Below are 13,898 nucleotides of genomic sequence, written 5' to 3' on the forward strand. Positions count from 1 at the left end.
AGTCAAAAATCGTTGACATAAAGGCTAAATAGACTTATGAAAGGAGTTCTTATTATGATTTTGCACTTATTACATATATGTTAAATATTGTACATTTCTCTTTAGTAAAGAAATTTATTTGTGTATACTATAAATAAATTAGTTTTAAAATTACTATTTAATATAATAGAACATGCTAATAATTAATATAAGGATGTGTAATATGAATATAAAAAAATTAATAATTGTAATGATTTTACTAATATTTATTATAACTTTCTGTTATTGGCAAAATAATAATATAGTTGTAACTAATATAGATTACGTAAACTCAAAAATTCCTAGTGGTTTTAATGGATATAAAATTCTTCAAATTTCTGATTTACATAATAAAGAATTTGGAGCTAATCAAAAAAATCTTATATCCTTAACTAAAGAAATTAACCCGGATATAATTGTAATTACTGGTGATTTAATTGATAGCCGAAGAACAAATAAAGATAATATGAATATAGCTACTTCCTACATTAAATCAGCTGTAGATATAGCTCCCGTATACTATGTATCTGGAAATCATGAATCAAGATCAGATTTATATGATAAATTAAAAATCATCTTTGAAGAGTATGGTGTCATAAATATGGACAACACTCATAAAAATATACAGTTAAATGGTGTTAATATTTCTCTTTTAGGATTAGCAGACATATGCTTTAATCCCATAGATAATTACGAGTATCCTAACTCTCCTTTTAGCTTTGATGAAATATTGGGGAATTTAAAAACTGAAAGTAAAAATAATTTTACTATTCTCCTTTCTCATAGACCCGAGTTAATTACACTTTATGCCAAAGAAAATATAGATTTAGTATTTTCCGGTCATGCCCATGGTGGACAAATTCGCCTTCCATTTTTAGGTGGAATTATAGCTCCAGATCAAGGTTTTTTCCCAAAATATACTAGTGGAATCCACAGATTAAATTCTACATCTTTAGTAATTAGTAGAGGGCTTGGTAACAGCCTAGCTCCTCAAAGAATATTTAATCGCCCTGAATTAGTAGTTGTAACTTTATCAAATGAATAAATTATTGATTATTGGCTTATGGATAAATTTCCATAAGTCATTATTTGTATAAGAAGAATTATAAGTGAAATAAAACACATACTAACCTAGAGGTGATAATATTGAAACACATATTAATAACTGGTTGTGGTTCCGGTCTTGGACGTAAAGCAGCTATAACCTTGGCCAGTAGAGGTCACTATGTTTATGCAACCACTCATACCCATGAACAGGCATACAAATTAAATATGTTAAATAGAAAATGGAAACTTCCCATTGAAAGCTTTAAGTTAGATGTATTATGTAAAGAGGATAGAGAAAAAGTAAGAGACTTACCTATAGACGTACTAATAAATAATGCTGCCATAGGAGATTCTGGCTCCGTAGCTGAGATAGATGTAAACAGATTTAGGTCTACTTTTGAAACCAATGTGTTTTGTCCTATAGAATTGACTCAGATTGTTTTAAAAGGAATGATAAAAAGAAGAAAGGGAAGAATTATATTCCTATCTTCCTTAACTGGTCGCATGGCTATACCATTTTTATCGCCCTACTGTTCTACTAAATTCGCCCTTGAATCCATTGGGTATTGTTTAAATAAAGAACTTAAGGAACTTCCAAGAGTGAATATTCCTGTAATCTTAATTGAACCTGGCTCCTATGCTACAGGTTTCAATCAATTAAATATAAGTAAACAGTTTAATTGGATGAAGGTAAACTCATACTTTAAAAATAGAATAAATAAATTACAAAGGAAACAATATCTATACTTTAAACTAACTGAATCATCTAATTTGGATAGCATAGTCATGAAATATGTAGCTGCTACAGAAGAACCTCACCCTAAATTTAGATATATAGCTCCTTGTGTTCAGGGATGTGTTATAAAAGCTAAAAACATACTAAAAAACTAATTATAAGGAGGCCCATAATGAATAGTAAATATAACAATAAATTTGAAGAAATTTTATTTAATCCAAAAGATATTATTTCTTCTATGGATGATGATTTAGACTATGTAACTACTTTAAATAAAGATCTAGATCATATAAAAATTAATGATGATTTCTCCAATGAAGAACAGGTTAAGGATCAACATACAATTCAAACCCAAAACTCTAAAAATATACTAATAGATTCATTAGGTAAAACAGAAAAAGGTCATGAAACCTTAAGTAATCTTAATAATAGAAAAGACTCTGTAAATCTAAATAGCTTACCTTTAATGAATAAATAAATGAAGCCATAAAATGACTATGTGACATTCATATCATATAGTCATTTTTATATTTATATATTAATAATTAACTTTTTCTAAGGATGACTTTCTTCATTGGAGTATTTATTAATTAAATCATATTTTAGTGTCCATAATTTTTCAGATAAATCAACATAGTACTTGTGAGGATTTTTAAGCCTCAAAGACTCCTCCCAGAGGGTTTCAACCTGTCCTTTGCAATACTCTCTAATTTCTTGAATACTAGGACATGAATATACACATTGCCCTTTATCAAAGATTTTCACTTGTAATTCTTTCACATAATAGTCTGTTAAAACAGTTTTCTTCCATGTATGAACAGGGTGAAAAAGAATATATGGCTTACTTTCATCTACAACTTCATCCCTTAAGGTAAGTAAATCACCTACTGCTTTATTAGTTTTCTTATGATAAAATCTATACAATTTTTTAAAACCAGGATTAGTTACCTTTTCTGGATTTTCACTTAATTTTATTTTAGACTCTAATTTATTTCCATTTTCTATAGCCACTAACTTATATACCCCTCCAAATACAGGATTAGATTTAGAAGTTATTAGATTTTCTCCCACTCCAAAGATATCTATCTCAGCACCCTGTAGTAACAAGTCACTAATAAGGTATTCATCTAAGGAATTAGATGCAGTTATTTTACAATCTTCCATGCCAGCTTCATCTAACATTTTCCTAGCAGCCTTTGAAAGATATGCAATATCACCACTATCTAACCTAATTCCCTTTAATCTATTTCCTTCAGGCTCTAATATTTCCTTAGCAACTCTTATTGCGTTAGGTATACCACTTTTAAGAGTATTGTAGGTATCTACAAGAAGTACACTGGAAGTTGGATAAACTTCTGCATAAGCCTTGAAGGCTTCATATTCACTATGAAAGCTTTGAATCCAACTATGAGCCATGGTTCCTAGAGATGGAATTCCATATAATTCTTCTACCATTGTACATGCAGTTCCAAAACAACCTCCTATATAAGCAGCTCTTGCTCCTAATAATGCTCCATCATAACCTTGAGCTCTTCTAGAACCAAATTCTAAAACATTTCGCCCCTTAGATGCTCTAACAACTCTGCTTGCTTTAGTAGCAATTAAACTTTGATGATTTATAGTTAAAAGTAGCATAGTTTCTATTAATTGACCTTGAGGAATTGGCCCTCTAACAGTTATTATAGGCTCATTTGGAAATACTACCGTACCCTCTGGAATAGCCCATATATCACATTGAAATTTAAAATCTCTTAAATATTCCAAAAAATCTTCAGAAAATATTCCTCTTTCCCTTAAAAAGCTTATGTCTTCTTCAGTAAAACTTAAAGTATTTATATATTCTATAAATTGTTCTAATCCAGCAATTATTACATATCCACCATCATCGGGAATTTTTCTAAAAAACATATCAAAATATGCTATTCTATCCTTCATCCCCTTCTTTAGATATCCATTCCCCATAGTCAATTGATAAAAATCCGTTAACATGCTTAAATTTCTCTTTACATTTATGTAACCATCTACTCTAGTACTCATATGTTAACAAGCTTCCTTTCCTTAGTTTTCCTCTTAACCCTTATTAAATCAAAGACTTATAACTAAAAATATATATTATTCTTAGTTATTTCTTAATTCTTGGATTATTATACTAAGGACTATTCTAACAAATTCTTATTTATATTGCCCTAAAGCATTACCCATCTTTTAGTAATGCTTTAATCTTGTCCATACTAAAGTCTTCATCTACTATTTTATAATACCTTCTTTTTTGTCCTTTATAACTTATCATAATCTCTTTTTCATTAATCCAAGCTATATCAATTCTTATTGGACCTGTTGACTCCTCTTCCTTATATGATCCTATAATTGTCATCAAATACTCCATTCCATAATCACTACTTCTATTTTCCTTCATTTTCACATTCTTCATATAATCTATAAATTTCATTGTCTTTTCTTCTTTATATATATTCCATGATTCAGATGAATCAACTCCTCCTTTTAAAGAAAAAAAGGTTACACTAGTACAATTATCCATGTTATACCTATTTATAATAAACTCTTCAAAAGTTCCCTGTTTAGGATAAATGATATATATTATCCCTATTGCTACTATGACTAATATTCCTATAAATATCTTTCTTTTCATTTCTCCTCCTATATAAAATATTGATATGTTTTAAACAATTATTTTACCTATCCATAGATAAATTTAGATGTAATTCATGTTTGCTATATAAATTGTTCATACATACCCAACACTATCCATTAAATTCCTATATTGAGAATAATTATACACTATGTGATACTTATATTCCATATAATTTATAATATAATACAAACTCATTTATTTACTAGCAATACAAATAAAATGACAATTTTAAAAATTAAGCTGCCTTCTTAAACCACCCTTATCTAAAATCCATTACTTAATGGTACTTTCTATTTTTTTTCATTGAAATATTATTATAGTATAAGAATATAAATTTGAGGAGATGTATATATGAGAGTTGGAGTATTAATGGGTGGAATTTCCTTTGAGCGAGAAATATCCCTTTTATCTGGAGAAGAAATAATTAAAAACCTAAATAGAGATAAATATGAAGTAATTCCTATGATTATAAACTCTAAAAACAAAGTTATAGATAAAATTCACGACTTAGATTTTGCTTTTTTAGCCTTTCATGGGGAATTTGGAGAAGATGGTGCTATTCAAAGTATTTTGGAAAGTGTAGGAATTCCCTACTCCGGAAGTAATCCTTTGACTAGTGCCCTTTGCATGAATAAAAAACAATGTAAGCGAATTCTTAAAGCTGAGGGTATTCCTATAGCAAAGGGAATTAATCTATACAAACATGAAGGTGTAAATTTAAAAAATATAGAAGAATTAAAATATCCTATGATAGTTAAACCTAACAGTGGTGGTTCAAGTATTGGAATTTCTTTAGTTTATAGCCGAGAAGAACTTAGGAATGCTATTTTAGACGGATTTAATTATGATGATGAAATAATTATAGAAGAATATATAAATGGTAGCGAGTACACCGTTCCCCTATTGAATGGTGACACATTACCTATTCTATCTATAATCCATAGAGGAACTTTCTTTGATTATGAATCTAAGTACAATGATACAGATACCTTAGAGGAAGTAGCTATTCTTTCAGAATCCCTTGAAAATGAAATCAATGAAATATCTAAAAAATGTTATAGAATCTTTGATTGTAAAGCTTACGCAAGAGTAGATATAATGGTGAGTAATGATAAACCCTATGTAATAGAACTAAACACTTTACCTGGTATGACCAAAAATTCTCTATTCCCCAAAAGTGCAAAAGCTGCTAACATGGAATATTCAACTTTACTAGATAAGATTATTGAATTTTCGTTAATATAATAATATAGGAGGTGAGTAATTAGCTCACCTCCTATATTATATCTTTTAATAAAGCAATTATTAAATTAATCCCCTACTCCAAAATCTGTATTTTCAAATAACACTTCAATTTTACTAACATCCTTAAGGAAATTATATTCCTTTTCAAACCAACTTATTAATTCTTCATCTCTCTTAATATCCGTAGTATTTTCTGTAAATATATTTATTGTTCCATAATCAAAATGACTTAATACTATATCAATATCTCTTTTAATCATTTCTTTACTTTGGCCTTTTATTCCTACCATTAAGCATACTGAACTAAAATACTTTCTAACTTCATTATAGTCTTTAAATCTAGCATTTTTATTTAACACTAAATTTCTAAAATTACTATCAAAACTTTCAACTCCAATTTTAAAAATAACTTCAATTCCAAAGAAATCTCTCATTTCTTGTAATCTACTTCTATAGCACCAATGGCTTTCTAAAAACATCTTTTTTATATTCTTTTCTATTACTATTTTTCTAATACCTTCCAAGGTTTCAATAGGTAACTCAAAGCAACTTCCTGAATTAATCACTTCTAAGGTACCATATGTTCCTTTTACTTCCTTTAACACCTTTTTATTTATATCATTGATTTCTGAAGATTTTGTTGAGTTATCCTCTATATAATCACAAAATGTGCACTTCCCCCAAACACACGGAAAAGCCTTTAGTAATACTATTTCTCTTTTATTCTTCCCTGTTATTATATTATATCTATCCATACCATTCATCCCCAACAATATTACTTTTAATATCTAATGGTAACATTTTAATAATTGTAAAAACTAATCCAAAGCTCACAGCTTTATCTAATAAATCTGTAAAAATCTGAGTAGAAAAAACTGCTGTAATAATACTAATTCCAGAGTTTTTAAATATTGCAACTAAAATACTTGAACCTGAAGAAGTTACCCCTTGAAAAATAAAGGAAGCAATAACTGCTGCTGTTGCTGATCCTAAAACTGTAACTAATAATATTCTTAAAATCAACTTTAAAACTCCAACCTTCTTACCTTTAAATAACATTCCTGTACCTATCCCCACTACTAATTGCACTGGTAAAAAATAAAATGAAATAGGATCAAAGGTTATACCATTAATAATTGATGATAATCCTCCAACCACAGCTCCACTTACTGGTCCAAATAATATTGAAACTAAAATAGTTCCTATAGTATCTAGGTAAATTGGAAGTTTTAATGATAATGCTATAAATCCTCCTACTAAGTTTATAGCTACTGATAAACCCATAAAAATAATTCTCTTATTCTTTTTACTATCCATATTTCTAACCCTCCTCCTCTTAATTTAGTCCATATTTAGAATTATTTAAAACTGCTACTATATCTTCTTTATTTTTTGGAAAAATTCTTGTTAGAAACAGTTCCATAAATCCTTTTGAATTTACTTCTGTTAACACTAGACAATTTGGTTTTTCTCTATAAAAATCCCCTTCATCCACCAGTGTCATTCCTATGGCTTTTCCCTCTGTAACTATATCTACAAAATATTCCTTTCCAGAGCATAATTCAGGATTAATAAAATATGCCACTGCTAGTGGATCATTAATTACACATTCTAAGGTTCTTTCTTGGTTCCAATGAAAGTCCACATAAAATTTAGTTATCTTTACAATTAACTCTCCAAGAGGTTCATTAAACTGCCTTATCATGTCAATATAATTGGGAGTTAAAACACATTGTCTAGTAACATCTAATCCCACCATGGTAATCTTCCTTTTTAATTCCTTAAAGACTTTTTCTACACCATGAGGGTCAACCCAGAAATTAAACTCTGCTACTTGAGAACAATTCCCAAAGCTCTTAAAAGCTCCCCCCATAAGAACTAACTCCTTCATCTTTCTTGTAACTTCACAATCTTTTTCTAAAGCTTTTGCTATATTAGTTAAAGGACCCAATGCGATAATTGTGATATCCTCTGATTTTAACTCATCTAGAATAAAATTTACTGCACCTTCTTTATAGGTTACCTCCTCTACCCTTGGTAAGAAACTTTCTCCAAGTCCATCACTTCCATGGGTATCCTCTGCAGTAATTAATTTTCTTTCCATAGGGTCGCATTCCCCAAGATACACTGGTATATCTAACCTATTCAGTTCTTTAAGAATTTTTAATGCATTTTCTGCCCCCTTTTTTCCATGGACATTCCCCGATACTATAGTTATCCCTTTAACATCTATCTCCTCTGATTTTAGTGCAAGGATTATAGCCAATGAATCATCAATTCCTGGATCACAATCTATTATTACTTTTCTCTTGTCCATCTTTTCTCTTCCTTTCTTAATGAAACCATAAAAAAAATGCCTTGAGCTCCATCCCAAGGCATAAAAAATACAACCTAAAAAAGGTCGCACTAAGGGTATAGTACGACCATATAAGTCTTATTCCCTAGTTTTTTATAGAGGGATGGTTACGAACCTCTCCCACAGAACTCTGTGGATTTTTTATTAAATTCTTTAATTAACATACCATATTTTATACTTTATATCAACTGATTGTCTACAATTATGTATATTCTTATTTAATCACCATAACCACTAACCCTTGAACTATACCTATTGCAGCTCCTAAGATAAAGCCTAAAACTTCAATGTGCTTTAATTCCTTTTTAGCTACGTTTATAATTATCCTTTCGAGTTCTTGTAAATCTAATTCATTTATTTTTTCTTCAACTATTTTTCAATATTTACTTTATCTTTGATATGATTAATAGCTCCACTTTCCATTTCCTTTAAAGCCCCATCAACTTCTTCCTCTATAATGTTATCAATGGGCCCTTGTACCATGATCCTAAAGGGTACTGGCACAAAATCCATCTTTCCTGCCACTAAATTTCTTATTTTATTTTTAACTAACTGACTAAATATAACCTTATCCTCTTCTGTGATTGCATTTTTTATTATATCGTCAATTGATAATAATTCCTTTGCCACCACTTCTCCAATATTTTGTGCTATTTCATTTTTTCTCTTTGGAATTAATCCTACTATCTCTAAATTTATTAATGGGATTTTAATTGGATTAATTGGTCTAAACATAAGCTTTATAGCTAATATGTTTGTTACCCATCCAATAACCCCTCCTACTACTGCTAATAAAAATACAATAACTAAACTATTCATGATGTCCTCCTAAGTATTTCAAAACTTCTATTAATATTCTACAACAATTATTCTTGTTTTTCTATTGAAACTAACTTATTTTTCTAATAAACTATTTTTAAGTGATTCTTTTGTTTGGTTTTGTAATGATAACCAATGCAAACTTGAATCTTTTTTACTTTGTATTCTTATAATAACTTTTATAAGAATACAATTAATAAAAAAATAGGTGGTGTTAAATATGATATTTTCTACTCTAATTATAAATAAGGATGAACCTATTTATATGCAACTAGAGACACATATCATTAATGGAATAAAAAAGGGTGAATTAAAAAAAGATAGTAAACTACCTTCCACAAGAGAAGCAAGTAAGCTTTTAAACATAAGTAGAAATTCTGTCATTGCTGCCTATGAAGAACTGGAAAGCAAAGGAATAATAACTACTAAGAGGGGTGTTGGTACCTTTATTTTAATGGAGACTGAAAACACCTGTGAAGAATATAATATTAATTTTATGAATATGATTAACAATTATGCTGATACCCTTAGAAATCTTGATATTATTAAAAGTGAACTTCCCTATAAAAACAATATGATTTCCTTTAAATCTATTGCCCCTGAACCTAGTCTCTTTAATATGGATGACTTTAAAAGAGCTCTCTTAGATGCTTGGACTTATGAGGAAGAAAACCTATTAAACTATGGGTATGCTAAGGGATATGCCCCTTTAATCCAATATTTTCTTCAGTATATGGAGGAAAAAAGAGTTAATACTGAAGGTAGAGATATATTAATCACTAACGGTTTTACTGAAGCCTTTGATATTATTATAGGTTCTTTAACTAAAAAAGGAGATATAATCCTTTGTGAAGAACCTACCCATAATACAGCATTAAAAATTATGAAATCCCATGAAATTGAAGTTATCCAGGTAAAAATGAATGAAGAAGGTATGGATTTAGAAGATTTACAAATGAAGCTTGAAAAGTATAATCCTAAATTTGGATATATAATCCCTTCTTATAATAATCCTACAGGTATTGTAACCAAAACCAAACGAAGAAAAGAAATTTATAATCTTTTTAGACAATACTCTGTACCTATAATTGAAGATGGATTTAATGAAGAGCTTCTATACTCTAGCTCTCCCATCGATCCCATAGCATCATTAAGTGGCATGGGTAATAGTATAATCTATATTGGCAGTCTTTCTAAAATACTCTTTCCAGGTCTTAGAATTGGATGGATTTTAGCAAGTAAAGATTTGATTGATGTTTTAGAAAGTGTAAAAAGAGGTAGAACCATTCACTGTTCTTTCCTTGATCAAGCTTCCTTTTACTATTACTTAAAAAGTGGAGCCTTTAGTAGGTATGTAAAAAATGTAAGAAAATATTATAGAGATAAGTATAATCTGGTTATAGAAATGATAAATGAATACATCCCTTATGAATATGTTACTGGAGAAGGTGGCCTTCATATATTTATTAAGCTTAAAAATAATATAGATGCAAGACAACTTCTAGATATATGTTATAAGGATAATGTGCTATTTATGCCTGGTGATATCTTTTATATAAATAGTGGCAAAGGCAAGGACTGCTTTAGAATAGGCTTTGGTAGAGTAAGTGATGAAGATATCAAAGTAGGAATAAAAATAATTGGTGATAATATAAAAAAGCTAAGTAAACCACCTTATCAATAAATCCTGTACTAACTGGTTCTTGTGATTTAATGTAATTATACTAAAATAATAGTATAAGGTAAGTTTCACTTGATATAACGAAGTAAATTCTTAATGAATATAACTAAAATAGCTTACTAGAAATAATGAAAGAAATTACGAGGTGTAACAATGGAAAAAATAATGAGACCTGTATGGGCTGAGATAAATTTAGATACAATAGCCACTAACACAAAAAATATAAAAAAATTAGTTGGAGATAAAGAGCTCATTGCTATCGTAAAAGCAGATTGCTATGGACATGGAGCTGTGGATGTTGTTCCTACACTTTTAGAAAATGGAGCCTCTAGACTTGCTGTAGCAATGCTGACAGAAGCCATAGAGCTTAGAGAAAATAATATTAATGCTCCTATAGTAATTTTAGGATATACTCCTTTATACTTAGGCGAAGAGCTAATAAATTATGATATTGAGCAAACAGTATATGATTTAGATTATGCAAAGGAGCTATCAAAAATAGCCTTAAGCTTTAATAAAAAAGCTAAAATCCATATTGCCATAGATACTGGTATGGGTAGAATAGGATTTCTCCCTGGTGATGATACCGTTAAAACTATAAATGAAGTTTATAACTTAGAAGGTTTAGAAGTGATTGGAATATATTCTCACTTCTCCACCTCTGATGAAAAAGACAAATCCTATGCCAATGAACAACTTTTTAAATTTAAAAAGGTTATTGCGGATTTAAAAGCTCTTGGAATTGAAATTCCATTAAAACATATTTCTAATAGTGGAGCAATTATAGATATGCCTGAAACTTATTTAAATGGCGTGAGACCAGGCATTATACTTTATGGTTATTACCCTTCTAAAGAAGTTTCTAATGATAACCTTTCAGTAAAACCAGCTCTAACTTTGAAAGCAAAGGTAGCCCATGTAAAAGAATTGCATAAGGATATGTATATAAGTTATGGTAAAACCTTTAAAACCAATAAAAAAACTATTGTAGCTACACTACCAATAGGCTATGGAGATGGTTATCCTAGAGCATTAAGTGAAAATGCTAAGGTAATTGTTAATGGTAAATTTGCTAGTATTCTAGGTAGAATTTGTATGGATCAGTGTATGATTGATGTAACAGACATAGAAAATGTAAAAACTGGTGATGAAGTTATTATTTTAGGTGAAGAAGGAGACTTAAAATTTAATGCTGATGATATGGCAGAAGCCTTAGGCACAATAAACTACGAAATTCTTTGCAGAATTAAATCCAGAATTCCTAGAGTATATATTAAGAATAAAGAAGTATTTAAAGTTAGAAACAACATCTAAATAAAAGTTATTTTATTACTGTATTTACTTTTTCAACTACTATGGTATAATATTTATGTATATATGTAATAATAGATATATTGAATATTATTATATTTAAAATAAATTAATGCAAAGAAAGAGGTTGAGTCGAATTGTGTAAAATGGTAGTTCTTGTAAGTGTTTTAGGTTAATAACGGGATAACTGCGCCCTTTTTTACCTAAACATTTGAATAGAATTATCTTTTACAGGATAAGACTCTTTTTTCATACTCTAAATCATATAAAATTTAAATTAGTATCACTACACTATTATTTTGTTATAGCTAATATGAAAACTAATTTTTTACTCTACTATGATTTAGAATATAATTTTCATTGCATTAATTTACATGAATTTTAAGGAAAGAGCAAAGCCTCTTTCCTTTTTTATTTTACGGAGGTATAAAGACATGAGTATATTAAATATTGAAAATATAAGCTTTAGTTTTGGAGATAAAACTATTTTTAAAAATATGTCCCTTAGATTACTAAAGGGCGAACACGCTGGTCTCGTTGGAGTTAATGGTGCTGGTAAGACTACCCTGTTTAACATCTTAACTGAAAAATTAATCTGCGATGAAGGTACTTTTACTAAAGCTTCTTCCTGTAAGATTGGATATCTTAAACAAAATTCTGATATAAACGAAAACTTAACCATAAAAGAAGTTTTAAGGGAAGCCTATAGAAATCTTTATGAATTAGAAGAAAAGATCTTACTCATAAGTAATAAGTTAGCTACCGGAGATGTAGATGACTATGATAAATTAATCAATAAATTAGGTCATCTTCAAGATAGGCTGGATTCTAGTGAGTTTTATAATATTGAAAAGCATATTGAAACTATGTGTAAAGGGCTTGGTATAACTGCCCTTGGTATGGATACTCCCTTTAAAAATTTAAGTGGAGGTCAAAAAACTAAGGTTATGCTAGCAAAACTACTTCTTGAAGCTCCTGATATATTACTTTTAGATGAGCCTACTAATTATCTAGATAAAGAGCATATAGAGTGGTTATCTAAATATCTACATGACTATGAAAATGCTTTTGTGATCATATCCCATGACACTAGCTTTTTAAACAAAATTACAAATGTAATTTTCAATTTAGAGTTTTCCTCTATAAAAAGGTATATGGGAAATTATGATAACTTCTTAAAACTACAAGATGAGGAAAGAAAAAGATATATAGCTGAATATACTGCTCAACAAAAGGAAATTCAAAAGCTTCAGAACTTTATTGATAAAAATAAAGTTCGTGCTTCTACTGCAAAAATGGCTAAGGGTAGACAAAAGGCTCTTGATAAAATTGAAAAACTAGAAAAACCAAAAATAATTTCACCTAAACCTAGTTTTTCCTTTAATTTTAAAAGAACCTCTGCTTCCCTTGTGATGAAAAGCTCTAGTCTAACCATTGGCTACAGCTACCCACTTATAAAAAATCTTGATCTTACTTTAAAAAGAGGTGAAAAAATTGCCATTACAGGTTGCAATGGCATAGGTAAATCCACATTTTTAAAGACCATAATGGGAGTAATACCTCCAATAGATGGTGATATAAAACTTGGAGATTATCTGTACCCAGCTTACTTTGAGCAACAGGTTCATGGTTCAGATCATACTCCTCTTGAGGATGTTTGGGATTCTTTTCCAAAAAAATCTCAGAGCGAAATAAGAGCAGCCCTTGGTCGTTGTGGTATTAAAAATGAGCATATAAACCAAAAACTAAAAACTTTAAGTGGCGGAGAACAATCAAAGGTTAGACTTTGTAAACTTACCTTAACTCCAACAAATTGGCTTTTACTTGATGAGCCAACTAACCATTTAGATGCTATCTCTAAGGCTGAACTTAAAAAAGCTCTTATTGATTTTAAGGGTACTCTCCTTTTAGTTTGCCATGAAGTTGATTTCTATAAAGATTTAGCAACTCAGGTTTGGAATATGGAAGAGCTTTTAGTATAATCAGTACAAACATCATTTTATATACAAAAATAAAGGTATTAACTTAACAT

The 13,898-nt window shown here is 29.4% G+C and carries 14 protein-coding genes and 1 riboswitch; of the genes, 7 read left to right on the top strand and 7 right to left on the bottom strand.

What is annotated here, in order from left to right; genetic code table 11:
- Positions 1-202: 202 nt before the first annotated feature.
- The 3 genes from B3J31_RS04465 to B3J31_RS04475 all read left to right on the top strand — a co-directional run bounded on the left by B3J31_RS04465 (position 203) and on the right by B3J31_RS04475 (position 2,279).
- Positions 203-1,063: a metallophosphoesterase gene (locus tag B3J31_RS04465; RefSeq protein WP_346867889.1), complete on the top strand. Its 861-nt coding sequence runs from the start codon at positions 203-205 to the stop codon at positions 1,061-1,063.
- 101 nt (positions 1,064-1,164) lie between these two features.
- Positions 1,165-1,956 carry an SDR family NAD(P)-dependent oxidoreductase gene (locus B3J31_RS04470; RefSeq protein WP_346867888.1) on the top strand — a complete coding sequence of 264 codons (792 nt, stop codon included), beginning with the start codon at positions 1,165-1,167 and terminating at the stop codon, positions 1,954-1,956.
- Between the two features lie 17 nt (positions 1,957-1,973).
- Positions 1,974-2,279: a hypothetical protein gene (locus B3J31_RS04475; RefSeq protein WP_150843772.1), complete on the top strand. Its 306-nt coding sequence runs from the start codon at positions 1,974-1,976 to the stop codon at positions 2,277-2,279.
- Between the two features lie 77 nt (positions 2,280-2,356).
- Here the strand turns inward: B3J31_RS04475 and B3J31_RS04480 are convergent, their stop codons facing one another.
- Both B3J31_RS04480 and B3J31_RS04485 read right to left on the bottom strand, forming a co-directional pair.
- Positions 2,357-3,838: a nicotinate phosphoribosyltransferase gene (locus B3J31_RS04480; RefSeq protein ID WP_346867887.1), complete on the bottom strand. Its 1,482-nt coding sequence runs from the start codon at positions 3,836-3,838 to the stop codon at positions 2,357-2,359.
- 157 nt (positions 3,839-3,995) lie between these two features.
- The gene (locus B3J31_RS04485; RefSeq protein WP_346867886.1) at positions 3,996-4,451 is read right to left on the bottom strand and encodes a hypothetical protein; all 456 of its coding nucleotides are present in this window, start codon (positions 4,449-4,451) and stop codon (positions 3,996-3,998) included.
- 354 nt (positions 4,452-4,805) lie between these two features.
- Between B3J31_RS04485 and B3J31_RS04490 the strand changes: the two genes are divergently transcribed.
- The gene (locus B3J31_RS04490) at positions 4,806-5,699 is read left to right on the top strand and encodes a D-alanine--D-alanine ligase (protein WP_346867885.1); all 894 of its coding nucleotides are present in this window, start codon (positions 4,806-4,808) and stop codon (positions 5,697-5,699) included.
- A 65-nt stretch (positions 5,700-5,764) separates the two neighbouring features.
- Here B3J31_RS04490 and B3J31_RS04495 read toward each other — a convergent pair whose 3' ends face one another.
- From B3J31_RS04495 to B3J31_RS04515, 5 genes are all read right to left on the bottom strand, one after another.
- A complete protein-coding gene (locus B3J31_RS04495; RefSeq protein WP_346867884.1) occupies positions 5,765-6,454 on the bottom strand; it encodes a radical SAM protein in 690 nt (229 codons plus the stop codon).
- Positions 6,447-7,016 (bottom strand): ECF transporter S component, encoded by a 570-nt coding sequence (locus B3J31_RS04500; protein WP_346867883.1) that lies wholly within the window; start codon positions 7,014-7,016, stop codon positions 6,447-6,449. The genes B3J31_RS04495 and B3J31_RS04500 overlap by 8 nt, the downstream gene beginning before the upstream one ends.
- A 19-nt stretch (positions 7,017-7,035) precedes the next feature.
- Positions 7,036-8,016, bottom strand: coding sequence for a nucleoside hydrolase (locus B3J31_RS04505; RefSeq protein ID WP_346867882.1), 981 nt, complete (start codon positions 8,014-8,016; stop codon positions 7,036-7,038).
- A 118-nt stretch (positions 8,017-8,134) separates the two neighbouring features.
- A riboswitch (PreQ1 riboswitch) is annotated at positions 8,135-8,179 on the bottom strand.
- Between the two features lie 90 nt (positions 8,180-8,269).
- Positions 8,270-8,428, bottom strand: a complete 159-nt coding sequence (locus B3J31_RS04510) for a DUF445 family protein (protein WP_346873691.1) — start codon at positions 8,426-8,428, stop codon at positions 8,270-8,272.
- A complete protein-coding gene (locus tag B3J31_RS04515; RefSeq protein WP_346867881.1) occupies positions 8,425-8,874 on the bottom strand; it encodes a DUF445 domain-containing protein in 450 nt (149 codons plus the stop codon). Before B3J31_RS04515 ends, B3J31_RS04510 begins: the two co-directional genes overlap by 4 nt.
- Before the next feature lie 220 nt (positions 8,875-9,094).
- Between B3J31_RS04515 and B3J31_RS04520 the strand changes: the two genes are divergently transcribed.
- From B3J31_RS04520 to B3J31_RS04530, 3 genes are all read left to right on the top strand, one after another.
- A complete protein-coding gene (locus B3J31_RS04520; RefSeq protein ID WP_346867880.1) occupies positions 9,095-10,558 on the top strand; it encodes a PLP-dependent aminotransferase family protein in 1,464 nt (487 codons plus the stop codon).
- A 150-nt stretch (positions 10,559-10,708) separates the two neighbouring features.
- Positions 10,709-11,869, top strand: coding sequence for an alanine racemase (alr, locus tag B3J31_RS04525; protein WP_150843763.1), 1,161 nt, complete (start codon positions 10,709-10,711; stop codon positions 11,867-11,869).
- Positions 11,870-12,300: 431 nt separating this feature from the next.
- A complete protein-coding gene (locus B3J31_RS04530; protein ID WP_346867879.1) occupies positions 12,301-13,848 on the top strand; it encodes an ABC-F family ATP-binding cassette domain-containing protein in 1,548 nt (515 codons plus the stop codon).
- The last annotated feature ends 50 nt before the right edge of the window (positions 13,849-13,898 follow it).

The organism is Clostridium sp. UBA5988 (genome assembly GCF_002435615.1).
Lineage (GTDB): Bacteria > Bacillota > Clostridia > Clostridiales > Clostridiaceae > Clostridium_J > Clostridium_J sulfidigenes.

Coding starts and splice junctions, on each gene's coding strand:
- B3J31_RS04515 (WP_346867881.1), bottom strand. CDS start 8,874: ATGAATAGTTTAGTTATTGTATTTTTATTAGCAGTAGTAGGAGGGGTT.
- B3J31_RS04475 (WP_150843772.1), top strand. CDS start 1,974: ATGAATAGTAAATATAACAATAAATTTGAAGAAATTTTATTTAATCCA.
- alr (WP_150843763.1), top strand. CDS start 10,709: ATGGAAAAAATAATGAGACCTGTATGGGCTGAGATAAATTTAGATACA.
- B3J31_RS04490 (WP_346867885.1), top strand. CDS start 4,806: ATGAGAGTTGGAGTATTAATGGGTGGAATTTCCTTTGAGCGAGAAATA.
- B3J31_RS04485 (WP_346867886.1), bottom strand. CDS start 4,451: ATGAAAAGAAAGATATTTATAGGAATATTAGTCATAGTAGCAATAGGG.
- B3J31_RS04530 (WP_346867879.1), top strand. CDS start 12,301: ATGAGTATATTAAATATTGAAAATATAAGCTTTAGTTTTGGAGATAAA.
- B3J31_RS04465 (WP_346867889.1), top strand. CDS start 203: ATGAATATAAAAAAATTAATAATTGTAATGATTTTACTAATATTTATT.
- B3J31_RS04495 (WP_346867884.1), bottom strand. CDS start 6,454: ATGGATAGATATAATATAATAACAGGGAAGAATAAAAGAGAAATAGTA.
- B3J31_RS04520 (WP_346867880.1), top strand. CDS start 9,095: ATGATATTTTCTACTCTAATTATAAATAAGGATGAACCTATTTATATG.
- B3J31_RS04505 (WP_346867882.1), bottom strand. CDS start 8,016: ATGGACAAGAGAAAAGTAATAATAGATTGTGATCCAGGAATTGATGAT.
- B3J31_RS04500 (WP_346867883.1), bottom strand. CDS start 7,016: ATGGATAGTAAAAAGAATAAGAGAATTATTTTTATGGGTTTATCAGTA.
- B3J31_RS04480 (WP_346867887.1), bottom strand. CDS start 3,838: ATGAGTACTAGAGTAGATGGTTACATAAATGTAAAGAGAAATTTAAGC.